The 13,178-nt window shown below is 73.2% G+C and carries 3 protein-coding genes; all 3 read left to right on the top strand.

Annotated features, from left to right (window positions below; all coding sequences use genetic code 11):
- Positions 1–21: 21 nt before the first annotated feature.
- The 3 genes from WME97_RS01395 to WME97_RS01405 all read left to right on the top strand — a co-directional run bounded on the left by WME97_RS01395 (position 22) and on the right by WME97_RS01405 (position 13,167).
- Entirely contained in the window at positions 22–11,175 is an 11,154-nt protein-coding gene (locus WME97_RS01395) for a tetratricopeptide repeat protein (protein WP_437548854.1), read from the top strand.
- A 14-nt stretch (positions 11,176–11,189) separates the two neighbouring features.
- Positions 11,190–12,182, top strand: a complete 993-nt coding sequence (locus tag WME97_RS01400) for an aminotransferase class IV (protein ID WP_437548856.1) — start codon at positions 11,190–11,192, stop codon at positions 12,180–12,182.
- A gap of 151 nt (positions 12,183–12,333) precedes the next feature.
- Complete coding sequence (locus WME97_RS01405; protein ID WP_437548858.1) at positions 12,334–13,167, top strand: hypothetical protein; 834 nt, start codon at positions 12,334–12,336, stop codon at positions 13,165–13,167.
- Positions 13,168–13,178: the final 11 nt, after the last annotated feature.

The following is a 13,178-nucleotide window of genomic DNA, read 5'->3' on the forward strand; positions in this document are numbered from 1 at the left end:
TGGAACGAGCTCGCGGAGGCCGTGACTGCTCCGAACAACGGCGCGGGCCCCGGGGACGTCGAGCGCCTGCTCGGCGCGGCGCGCGGGCGGCACGAGCAGCGGAAGGAATGGCAGGCCGTGGCCCGCCTCCTCGAGCTGGAGATCGCCCTCGCCGCAGGCAGCGCGGTCGAGCCCGCGATGCAGGCCGAGCTCGCCCGCGTCTACCACGAGGAGCTCATCGACGTCGACCGCGCGGCGGCCGCGTACAAGCGGCTGCTCGAGCTGCGCCCCGACGACGACGCCGCGGCCGAGGCGCTCGAGACCGACGCCTCGAAGCGCGAGCGGTGGCGCGACCTCGTGGACCGGTACGTGGCCGAGGCCGAGGGCGCGACCGACGGCGCCTTCAAGAGCGCGCTCTACACGAGCGCGGCCGACATCGGCTACCGCTACGGCCGCGCCGAGCTCGGCGCCAGGGTGGCCGAGCTCATCGAGCTCGCCCTCATGCTCGACCCGAAGAACCTCCGCGCGGCCAACCTCGCCGAGATCGCCTTCTCCTCCGCGGGGGACTGGGACGCCGTCGTCCGCGTCCAGTCGCTCGTCAAGGCCGAGGCCCAGCTCAAGGAGGACCGCATCGCGGCGGCCCTCCGCGCCGCGCGCACCACGAAGGCCCGCTTGAACGATCCGGCCCGCGCGGTCGGGGCGTACGAGGAGCTGCTCGACCTCTCGCCCGGCCAGCCCGAGGCGCTCTCGTTCCTGACCGAGGCCTACTCCGCCGCCGGCGACTGGGATCGCCTCGTCGCCCTCTACGAGGACCAGCTCCGCAGCGGCGGCGTGAAGCCCGGCGAGGAGCTCGGCATGCTCGTGCAGATCGCCATGGTCCACTGGCGCATGCGCGGCCAGCCCCAGGCGGCCGAGCCTTATTTCGACCGCGTGCGCCGCGCCGACCCCGCGCACGCCGGGATGCTCAACTTCTACCGCGAGGTCCTCGAGCAGCGCGGCGACAAGCCGCGGCTCACGACGATCCTCACGGACGCGCAGCGCGCCGTGCCCGACGGCGCCGAGAAGCGCGCCATCGCCACGGAGCTCGCGCGGCTCGCCGAGTCGCAGGAGAACGCCGCCAAGGCGATCGAGCAGTACAAGTCCGTGCTCCGGACCGACCCGGAGAACCGCCAGGCGCGCGACGCGCTGAAGCGCCTCTACCTGCAGACCGAGGGGTACAACGCCCTCGTCGAGCTCCACCGGCAGGACCTGGAGCGCACGCCCGCCGACGACGTCGCCGGCAGGGTCGCGGTGCTCCGCGACATCGCCGGGATCTACCGCGATCGCGCCAAGAACGACGCGGCCCTCGTCACGGTCCTCACCCAGATCGTCCAGCTCGACGACAAGGACGTCGACGCCGTGCGGGAGCTGACCCGCATCTACGAGTCGCTCGGGCGCTGGCGCGACCTGCTCTCGTACCAGCAGCGCCTCGCCGAGCTGACCGAGAGCCCCGCCGAGAAGGCGGGGCTCTACCGCGCGGTCGCGCGGCGCTGGTTCGACCAGTTCTCCAACGTCCAGAACGCCATCGCGGCGTACGAGGCGCTGCTCACGGTCGAGCCGATCGACGAGGAGGCGCAGCAGAAGCTCCGCGAGCTCTACCTGAAGCGGCGCGCCTGGCCGCAGCTCTACTCGCTCTACGAGCGCAAGCTCGAGGGCGCCGAGGGCGCCGCGAAGATCGAGCTCCTCGGCGAGATGGCCAAGCTCGCCGCCGAGCGGCTCGACCGCGGCGCGGACGCGATCGCGCTGCAGAAGCGGATCCTCGAGCTCGACCCGAGCGCCCCCGGGGTGCTCGACGCGCTGGAGAAGCAGGCCGAGCGCGAGAAGGACTTCGGCACGGTCGCCGAGGTGCTCGAGCGCCGCGTCGACCTCGCGCCCGACGACGCGGCGCGGCTCGTCTCGCTGCAGAAGCTCGGGGCCGTCTACGCCGAGCGCCTCAAGGATCCGGCCCAGGCGGCGCGGACGTGGCGGCGCGTGCTCACGCTCTCGCCGGGGCACGCGCGCGCGCTCCGTGTGCTGCGCGACGCGTACTTCGTCGCGGGCGACTGGGACGGGCTCGAGGAGCTCTACGCCTCGCAGAACGACTGGGAGGGGCTCGTCGACTTCCTCTCGGGCGCGGCGGACAAGGCGACCGACCCGGCCACGAAGCTCGACATCTCCTTCCGCGCGGCCCGGATCTTCGAGGAGCAGCTCAAGGCGCCCGAGCGCGCGGCGCGCTCGTACGAGCGCGTGCTCAGCGTCTCGCCGAAGGACGCGCGCGCCGCGGCGGCGCTCGTGCCGATCTACGAGGAGGAGGAGAAGTGGGCCCGGCTGCCGGCGCTCTACGAGATCCTCCTCGACGCGACCGACGACGCCGAGGCGCAGGTCGGCATGCTGCGCAAGCTCGCGGCGGTGACGGGCGGGCCGCTCTCGGACAAGCCGAGCGCGCTCGGCTACGCGCGCCGCGCCTACGAGCTGAAGCCGGACGACGACGGGCTCGATCTGCTCGAGGCCTGGTCGCGGGCGGCGGGCTCGTGGGGGCCGTTCGTCGAGGCGGTCGAGGGCCGGCTCCGGACGGCGGAGGACCTCGAGACCGACGTGCAGCGCACGCTGCGCCTGAAGCTCGCCGAGGTGTACGCGCGCGAGATGGGCAAGCTCGACGAGGCGGTCACCGTCTACCGCGGCCTCGTCGAGGACGATCCGTCCGACGACGCCACGGTGCGGGCGCTCGACGCGCTCCTCCGGGCGAACGAGCGGCAGGCCGATCTGCGGTGGCTGTTCGAGCTCAGGGCGAGCCAGGTCGGGGGCGAGGACCGCGCCGAGATCCTCGAGGAGTGGGCGACGCTCGAGGAGGAGGTCTTCGGCGACCCCGCGAAGGCGATCGAGCTCCTGCGCAAGGTCATCGCGCTGACGCCCGGGCGCATCAACGCGCTGCGGGTGCTCTCGCGCCTCCTGAACGCCGCGGGCGAGTACGAGGCGGCGTCCGTGATCGTGGCCACGCACCGCGACGTCAGCGAGGGCGACGAGCGGGCGCGCCGCGAGATCGAGCTCGCGACGCTCTACCTGGACCGGCTGGATCGGCCGGCGGACGCGTTCGAGGCGGCGGTGCGCGCGCTCGATCTCGCGGCGCACGATCCGGACGCGATCACCGTCCTCTCGCGGCTCGTCGAGCGCCCGGAGACGCGCGTGCGCGCGGCCAAGGTGCTCGCCGTCGAGTACGCCGAGACGGGCAACCACCGGCGCGAGGCCATGGCGCTCCGGGTCATCCTCGAGTCGGAGCGGGATCCGGCGCGGCGGCGGGAGCTCTACCTCACGCTCGCGAGCGTCGAGGAGACGAAGCTGCACGCGGCCGGGACGGCGTTCGACGCGCTCCTCCGGGCGCTGCACGAGTTCTCGGACGACATCGAGCTCTGGGATCGCGCCGCCGAGCTGTCGCGGCGCGCCGGCCGCCCGACCGACCTCGCCGAGGCGTACCGCGTGCACCTCGTCGCGGGCCGCACCGAGGGCGACAAGGTGCTCGGCAGCTCCGTGGAGGTCGAGCTCTGCGAGCGCGCGGCGAGCCTCCACGACGAGCAGCTCGGCGACCCGGAGGGCGCGAAGCCCTACCTGGAGCGGGTGCTGAGCCTCGACCCGAACAACCACCGCGCGTTCGAGCGGCTGAAGCAGATCCTGACGGCGGCCGAGCGGTGGGGCGAGCTCGAGGAGCTCTACGACCGCGCCGCGAAGGGCACGACGGACCAGAGCGAGCGCATCGAGCTGCTCAACGAGGTGGCGCTCATCGCCGAGGAGATCATCGGCGATGCCGCCAAGGCGATCGGCTACTACGAGCGCATCCTCGAGCTCGATCCGTTCTACACGGCGGCGCTCGACTCGCTGGAGAAGCTCTACGAGCGCGAGGGCCGCTTCCGCGACCTCGCCGCGCTCCTCGAGCAGCGCCTGAAGACGGCGACCGAGGCCGAGAGCGTCGAGATCAAGCTGTCGCTCGGCAGCATCTACCTCGACCGGCTGCACGAGCCCGAGGGGTCGCTCGGGCACCTCGAGGACGTGCTGCGGATCCGCCAGAACGACCCGAAGGCGCGCGAGCTCGTCGAGCGGCTGCTCGACATCGGGGCGCTCCGGCTCCGCGCGGCGCGCGTGCTCGAGGCGGTGTACGAGGCGCGGGACGAGATCCGGCAGCTCGTGCGGGTCCTCGAGATCCGGCGCCAGGGCGCCGAGACCGAGTCGGAGCGGCGCGAGCTGCTCCGCCGGGTCAGCGTGCTCCAGGACGAGCGGCTCAGGGACGACGCGGGCGCGTTCGCCAGCCTGTCGGAGCTCCTGCCGCTCGAGCCGGAGGACCTCGCGGCGCGCGAGCGGCTCATCGAGATCGGCCGGCGCCTCGGCGAGCACGAGCAGGTCGCCGAGGTGCTCACGGCGGCCGCGGACGCGTGCGGGACGGCGACCATCCGCGGCGAAATCCTGATGGAAGTCGCGAGGATCTGCGAGGACCTCCTCGGCGACGCCGACCGGGCCGAGAAGGTCTACCGGCGCGTGCTCGCCATCGATCCGACCGATCCGACGCTGGTGATCCCGGCGGCGCAGGCGCTCGGCCGCATCTACGCGGCGAAGGAGCAGCACCAGGCGCTCGCGGGCGTGCTCGCGATCGAGGTGCGCCTCGAGGAGAACGTCGAGACGCGGCGGTCGCTCTACGAGCGCATCGGGACCCTGCACGAGACGGTGCTGGACGATCCGGCCAAGGCGATCGAGGCCTGGCAGGCGCGGCTCGGCGACGACGGCGCCGACGTGGCGGCGCTCGCGGCGCTCGAGCGGCTCTACGAGCGGACGTCGCAGTGGCGGGAGCTCGTCTCCGTGCTCCGGGCGCGCGAGCAGTCGACGACGGAGCCGGAGGAGCGGCGGCGCGCGATGACCAAGGCGGCCGAGACGCTCGCGCAGAAGCTCGCCGACGTCCCCGAGGCGATCAACGCGTGGCGCGCGGTGCTCGACGAGTTCGGCCCCGAGCGCCCGACGCTCGCGGCCCTCGAGGAGCTCTACGAGCTCGACGAGCGCTGGGTCGACCTCGCCGAGACGCTGGAGGTGGACCTGTCCCTCGCGGTGGAGACGTCCGCCCGGCTCGATCTGCTGGCGCGGCTCGGCGACGTGCGGCGGCTGCACCAGGCCGACGCGACGGGGGCGCTCGAGGCGTACCGCCAGGCGCTCTCGCTCGATCCGTCGAACGCCCGCTGCCGCGCGGCGCTCGAGGCGATGCTCGAGCGCGAGGACGCGCGGCGGGACGCGGCCGAGACGCTCGAGCCGCTCTACGAGGCGGACGGCGACGCCGAGCGCCTCCTCCGGGTCCTGGAGATCAAGGTCGAGACCTCGGATCTCCCGAGCGAGCGGCTCGCCACCCTGCAGAAGTCGCTCCGCACCGCGGAGGGGCCGCTCGGCGACACGTCGCGGGCGTTCGGCTACGCGCTCCGCGGCGTGCGGGAGGCGGCGGGTGAGCCCGAGGTGACGACCTGGATCGCCACGGTCGAGCGGCTCGGCGAGGCCACGGGGCGCTGGTCCGAGGTGTGCGAGCTGTTCCAGCGCATCGCGCCGGACATCCTCGACGGCGACGTGCAGCAGAACGTGCGGCTGCGGGTCGGCGAGCTCGCGCGGCACAAGCTCGACGACCGCGAGCTCGCGGTCGAGCAGTACAAGAAGGCGCTCGAGGCCCGCGGGGACGACCGGCGGGCGATGATCGCGCTGGAGGAGCTCTACGGCGAGGCGCGCGACGCCGGGCGGCTGCTCGAGATCCTGAAGCTCCGGGTCGAGAACGCCGAGACCGACGAGGAGAAGACGGGGCTGCTCTTCCGGATCGCCGAGCTCGAGCGGGGCCCGCTCGGGGACCAGGCCAGCGCGATCGCGACCTACGAGACGATCCTCGACATCGCGCTCCACCCGGACGCGATCGCGGCGCTGGACGGCCTGTACCGCGAGGCGGGGCGCTTCCAGGACCTCATCCGGCTCTACGAGCGGCAGCTCGACGTGCGCGCGGGCGATCTCGCCGAGCTGCACGTCAAGATCGCGCTCGTCGCGCACCGGTACACCGAGGACCTTCAGCGCGCGTTCGACGAGCTCTCCGAGGCGCTGCTCATCGATCCGGCGCACGAGGGCGCGGTCTCGCTGCTCGAGGTGATCCTCGAGGGCTCGGCCGAGGCGGAGCACAGGGCGCGCGCCGGCGAGATGCTCGAGCCGGTGTACCTGCGCCGGGCGGACTGGAACCGGGTGAAGATCGCGCTCGACGCGCGGCTCGCCGCGAGCCAGGACCCTGTCGAGCGCCGCGATCTGCTGCAGCGGCTCGCGACGCTGCACGAGGAGCAGCTCGAGGACTACCGCGCGGCGCTCGAGACGGTGGCGAAGCTCCTCCACGAGGACCTCACCGACGAGGGGGTCTGGGCGGAGCTCGAGCGGCTCGCGAAGGTGGCGAGCGCGGAGCGGCGGCTCGCGGAGATCTACGCGGCGGAGCTCGGGGAGCTCACCTCGGACGACGCGTCGAGCGCGAAGCTCAGCCGGCGCACCGGCGAGCTCTACGCCCAGCTCGGCGACGTGGCCGACGCGCTGCGGTGGTACCGGCGCGCGCACGAGTTCGAGCCGGACTCGCGCGAGCTGTTCGACGCGATCGACGGGCTGCTCGTCAAGGAAGGGCGCCACGCGGAGCGCATCCAGCTCTACCGCGCGGCGCTCGACTACCGGAAGGACGAGGACCGGCTCGACGCGCTCCACACGATCGCGCGCCTGGAGCGGACGGAGCTCCGCGAGCCCGCGCTCGCGATCGAGACGTACCGCGCGGCGCTCGACGTCGACGAGAACGACGCCCGGGCGCTCGACGCGCTGACGGAGCTCTACCGCGAGCTCGACCGGCCGCGGGACCTCGCCGACCTCTACCTGCGCCGGGCCGAGGCGGCCCCGAACGGCGAGCGGGCGGCGCCCTACCGGCTCGCGCTCGCTGCGCTCTTGCGCACGCGGCTCGAGGACACCTCGGGCGCGATCGATCAGCTCGAGGCGATCGTCGGCGAGGTGCCCTCGCACGCCGAGGCGATCCGGGCGCTCGAGGCGCTCATCCAGGACCCGCAGCACAAGGCGCGGGTCGTCGAGATCCTCGGCCCGCTCTACGAGGGGGCGGACGACTGGCGGCAGCTCGTCCGGCTCAACGACGAGCGCTTCGGCCTCGCCTCGGACGCGCGCGAGAAGGTCGCGGTGCTCCGGGAGACGGCGAAGCTCTGGGAGACGCGCGGCAACGACGAGCTGCGCGCCTTCGACGCGACCCGGACGGCGTTCGGGCTCGATCCGGACGACGGCGAGACGCGCGGCGAGCTCGAGCGGCTCGCCGAGCAGCTCGGCGCCTGGGAGGAGCTCGCGGACAGCCTCGAGGCGGGGGTGACCACCACGTCGGACGAGCTCACGAAGCGCGAGCTGCTCTCGTCGCTGGCCAAGGTCTACGACACGCGCATCGACGACCCGCGCCGGGCGCTCCGCGCCTACGCGCGGCTGTCGGCGCTCGACCCGAGCGATCCCGAGCCGCTCGAGCAGATGGACACCCTGGCCGTGCTGCTCAGCGACTGGGACACGCTGATCTCCGTCCTCGAGAAGAAGAGCGAGATGGCGTCGGACGAGGAGAACGCCTCGATCTGCCGGCGCATCGCCGAGACCAAGCTCGAGATGCTCGAGGACACGGAGGGCGCCATCCAGGCGTACGAGCGGGCGCTCGAGCTCGATCCGGAGAGCGCGATGACGATCGACGCCCTCATCGAGCTGCACGAGCCGCGCGGCGCCGCGAGCCGCCTCGTCGAGCTCTACGGCCGGCGCGTCGAGCTCGCGGGCCCCGATGAGGAGGAGCTGCGCTACGACCTCAACGTGCGCGCCGCCGAGCGCTACGAGCGGGATCTCTCGAGCCCGCGCGACGCGATCGCGGCGCTCAACGCGGCGCTCGAGGCGAAGCAGGGCGATCCGGCGGTGCTGTCCTCGCTGGAGCGGCTCTACCGGGCCGAGCGGATGTGGGACGAGCTCCTGTCGAACCTGATGCTCCAGGCGAGCGCGGCCGCGGACAGGGGCGCGCGCATCAAGCTGCGGACGGCGATCGGCGACCTCTACGCGGGGGAGCTGGAGAGCCCGAGCGACGCGATCGAGCAGTACCGGCTCGTCCTCGACGAGGACGCGGTGAACGACCACGCGATCCAGGCGGTCCGCGCCATCGGCGAGGGCCGGGAGGAGCTGCGGCTCGACGCCGCCGAGGTGCTCGAGCCCGTCCTCCGCGCGGCCGGCCGCCACGAGGAGCTCGCGGCCGCGCTCGAGCTGCGCCTGCGCGCGCAGACCGAGCCGACCGATCGGGCGGCGACCCTCCGGGCGATCGCCCTCGTGCAGGACGTGCAGCTCGGCCGCCCGCTCGAGGCGGAGCAGGCGCTGCTCCGGGCGCTGGAGGACGCGCCGGACGACGCGTCGCTGCACGGCGAGATCGAGCGGCTCGCGGAGCGCACGGACGGCTTCGGCCGCTACTGCGACGCGCTCGCGCAGCGCGCAGCGGCGACGTTCGACGCGACGATCGCGAAGGACCTGTTCCTGCGGATCGGCCGCATCGCCGAGGAGAAGCTCGGCGACGACCGGCGCAGCGCCCAGGCCTACGCGAAGGCCGTCGAGCACGCCGGCGACACGCCCGAGCTCCTCGAGGCGCTGGACCGGCTCTACGGCCGCCTCGCCGACGAGCGGTCGCTCGCGGACGTGCTCGAGCGCCGCGTCGCGGTCACGCCCGGCGATCGCGACCAGGCGGATCTCTTCTACCGGCTCGCGGTGATCCAGATCGGGTCGTTCGGCGACAAGCCCCAGGGCCTGAACACCCTGCGGCAGGCGCTCGATCGCGCGGTCGATCACGAGCGGGCGAGCGGCGCGATCGAGGCGCTCACCGAGGACCCGGCGCTCTTCGACGAGGCGGCCGAGGCGCTCGAGGGCGTCTACCGGACGCGGGGCGACAACGCCGCGCTGGCGCGCCTCTACGAGAAGCGCATCCGCTTCGCGCCGGGCGGCGCGGAGCGGATCCGCATGCGCCTCGACCTGGCGAAGGTGCTCGAGGTGCGCTCGAACGACCCGAGGGCGGCGCTGGAGACCCTCGAGAAGGCGCTCGCCGACGACCCGTCGGACCCGGACGTGCTCGGCGAGATCGAGCGCCTGGCCCCGCTGACGGGCGGCTGGGCGAGCGCCGCCTCCGCCCTGGAGCGGGCGGTGCGGGCCGGGACCGAGCTCGACGGCGACACGGCGCGCGACCTCTGGATGCGCATCGCCGAGTGGCAGAAGAACAAGGTGGGCGACGCCAAGGCCGCCGAGGCGGCGTACGAGGCGGCGCTCACGCACGATGCCACGAGCGAGCACATCCTGCGGTCGATCGAGGAGCTGCAGCGGGCGCCGGGGCGCGAGCGCGACCTCATCGGCACGCTGCGCCGGATCGCCGCCCTCGACGGCATGGAAGGGAGCGCGGGCGAGCTGCGCCGCGAGGCGAAGGAGCTCGCGGAGCGCGCGCTGGGCGACCGGGAGCTCGTCGAGGCGATCCTGCGCGAGATGATCGCCGCGGACGAGGGCGACACCTGGGCGCTCGCCGAGCTCACGAAGGTGCGGGAGGAGGCGGGCGACCACAAGGAGGTCTTCCGGCTGCTCGTGCGCCAGTCCGAGCTCTACGCCGAGGCCGAGCGCATCCGCGACGCGCGGCACGCCGCCGCGGCGGTCGCGCGCGAGCGGCTCGGCGACGACGCGGCGGCGATCGAGCTCTACGAGACGCTCTTCGAGGCGGATCCGGGCGACGCGCGCGCCGCGACGGCGCTGCGCGAGCTCTACGCGAAGGCCGGCAAGCACAAGGAGCTGCTCGCGCTGCTCGAGCGGCTCACCGACCTGGCGGAGTCGCCCGAGGCCCGCTCGGCGCTGCGCCTCGAGAGCGCGGAGATCTGCCTCTCGCGGCTCGACGCGGTGAGCGAGGCGACCGAGCACCTGCGCGCGGTCCTCGACGAGCAGCCCGACAACGAGAAGGCGACGGTCCTGCTCGCCCAGCTGCTCGAGAAGACCGGCCGCGATCAGGAGCTGTCGGACCTGTTCGTCACGCAGATCGAGCGCGCGAAGGACCGCGGCGACGTCGCGGCGGAGCTCTCGTACAGCGTCCGCCTCGGCGAGGTCTACGAGGCGCGGCTGAACGACACGGCGCGGGCGATCGAGACCTACCGCGCGGTCCTCGAGCGAGAGCCGCGCCACCACGGCGCGCTCCTCGCGCTGGCGCGCCTGCACGAGCAGCGCGGGGAGAAGGCCGAGGCGGCGCAGCGGCTCGAGGTGATCCTCGAGGACGCCCGCGCCGCGGAGGCGGTGGCCACGGCGCTCCGGCTCGCGGATCTGCACCGGTCCCTCGGCGACGAGGGCGCGGTCCGGCGCGTGCTCGAGCGGGGGCTCGCGGCGGACGGGTCGGCGCAGGAGATCAGGAAGCAGCTCCTCGCCCTCTACGAGAAGCAGCAGGCCTTCACCGAGCTCGCGGATCTCATCACCGGCGACGCCGAGGCGGCCGCGCAGCCGGCCGAGAAGGTGGCGCTCTACCGCAAGGCGGCCGGCATCCACCTGGCGAAGCGGAACGATCCCGGCCGCGCGGCGGATCTCCTGGTCAAGGCCACCGAGCTCGTGCCGGGCGACCGCGAGCTCCTGCTCGCGCTGTGCGACGCGTACAGCGCCTCGGGCCGCGGCCAGAAGGCCGCCGAGGCGCTCCAGCAGATCGTCGAGTCCTACGGCGGCCGCCGCTCGAAGGATCTCGCCGCGATCCACCACCGCCTCGCCAAGGCCTACCTGGCCGAGGGGCAGCGGGAGCGGGCGCTCGCCGAGCTCGACATCGCCTTCAAGATCGACCCGGGCTCGATCGCCATCCTCCGCGACCTCGGCGTGCTGGCGCTCGATCTGTCGGAGTCGGGCGACGACGCGGCGAAGGCGGCGCACATCGATCGCGCGCAGAAGACCTTCCGCGCCCTGCTCCTCCAGAAGCTCGACGAGGGCGCGCCGATCAGCAAGGGCGAGGTCTTCTATTACCTCGGCGTGATCAGCCACCGTCAGAACGACGACAAGAAGGCGATCCAGATGCTGGAGCGCGCGCTCGACAACGAGCGGGACTTCGCCCCGGCGAAGGAGCTCCTGGCGCAGCTCAAGAAGTGACGTAATCTCGCCGCGTGACGCGGCTAGTCAGCATCGATGGTGTCATCCACCGGCCGGAGGAGGCCAGGGTCTCGGTCTACGACCGCGGCTTCCTCTATGGCGATAGCGTCTTCGAGACCATCCGCACCTACGGCGGCGAGCCGTTCGCTCTGGAAGAGCACCTCGCCCGCCTCGAGCGCTCGGCCGAGCGGATCGCGCTCGCCCTGCCGATCCCGCGCGACGAGCTCGGCCGCGAGGTCGTCGCGCTGCTCCGGGCAGCGACGACGGCCGGGAGCGCCGGGGGCACGGCGGGCTCGGCGGGCGCTCAGGGCTCCGCGTCCGCCGCGGGCTCGGCCGCGCCGCTCGAGAGCACCCTCCGGGTGATGCTGACGCGCGGCAGCGGCCCGCTCGGGCTCGATCCCTCGCACGCGGGCGCGCCCCTCCGCGTCATCCTCGTCGAGCCGCTGAAGCCGCTGCCGGGCGGGCTCTACCGCGAGGGGATCTCGGTCATCACGATCTGCACCCAGCGGGCCGGCGACGCGGCGCCCGGCGCCAAGGTCTCGAACTACCTCGAGAGCCTGCTCGCCCTGCGCCAGGCGCGGGCCGCGGGGGCGCACGAGGCGCTGATCCTCGACCCGTCAGGTCATGTCGTCGAGGGCACGACGTCCAACGTCTTCCTTGTCGAGCGGAGGCCCACGGCGCTCGAGGGCGCGGAGGACCCGGGGCACCTGCTGATCACGCCGCCCAAGGAGGCAGGGATCCTCGTCGGCATCACCCGGGCTCACGTGATGCACGTCGCTGGCGAGCTCGGCATGCCGGTGTGCTGCGAGCCGGTCACGATGGCCCGGCTCCTCGCCGCGGAGGAGGTGTTCATCACCTCGAGCCTCCGGGAGATCGTCTCGGTCGTTCGCGTGGACGCCCACACGATCGGCGCGGGTGTCCCCGGCCCGAAGACCCGGGCGCTGCACGCGGCTTTCCGCAGGAGGGTGGGGGCTGGTGCGATGCCCCTCCCGTGGGAGACGCCCTGAGCCCGCTGCGGCCGTCTCGACAGCGTCGAAATCTTGCGATCCATGACGTGCCGCTCGGAGCGCGCGTCCAAGGAACTGGCCGGCATGTTCCCTGCGCGGGTCGGATGGGGCTCGCACGTCGCCCGCCGTACAATCTGCCCGAGAGGAATCCATGATGAATCGCTCGCTTCGAATCGCCTGCTTCCTGGTGTGCTCCGTGTCCGCTGCAGCGACGGCCGGGTGTGCCCTGAGCATCGACGACAACTCCATCACCGCTGAGACCCTCGTACGTTACGAGGGCACCGAGGAGCGCGCTCGGGTCGAGTACCTACCGACCCAGAGCGTCCGCATCGTGAGCGAGAACGGGGACGTCGAGGTCGTCACCGGGGACGTGAGCGCGGTCGAGGTCACCTTCTCCCCGTTCACGATGCGCAAGAAGGACGAGAACCAGGTCGCGGTGGAGGAGATCGAGAACGACCTCAAGCTCGCCGCGATCACCGACGGCGACGTCGTGATCTCGACGCGGCGCGTGTCGGGCGGGTGGGGAGGGCTGGGCGCCGACATCCAGGTCGTCCTGCCCGCCGCGTTCGACGGCGGGCTCCGTGTCGAGCAGGACAACGGCGGCGTCGAGATCAACCTGGATGGCGCCCCGTCCCGGGGCACCACCGTGGTGAGCGACAACGGCAGCATCGACGTGGTCGGCGCGCGCGGCGCGATCGACGTGACCACCGACAACGGCCATGTCTTCGTCGACCTCGACGCGTGGAGCGCCTCCGACGGCGCGATCAGCTCCGGCAACGGCGCGATCGAGCTCTCGGTGCCGGCCGGGGTGGACGGGACGATGACCGCGCAGACGCTCAACGGCGACGTCGTGGAGCAGGGCATCCCCTCGACGTGGGCCACCGCCGGCGAGGGCAGCGCGACGTCGTACACGATGGGTGACGGCGACGGCGGCCTGCTCGAGCTCTTCACCGAGAACGGCGACATCACCATCGCGGTGAAGTAGCTCCGCCAGGA

This window comes from Sorangium sp. So ce367 (assembly GCF_051520455.1).
GTDB lineage: Bacteria > Myxococcota_A > Polyangia > Polyangiales > Polyangiaceae > Sorangium > Sorangium cellulosum_B.

What these genes read in the sequence shown, in the direction of transcription:
- WME97_RS01405 (WP_437548858.1), top strand. Translation starts at nt 12,334, where the DNA reads ATGATGAATCGCTCGCTTCGAATCGCCTGCTTCCTGGTGTGCTCCGTG.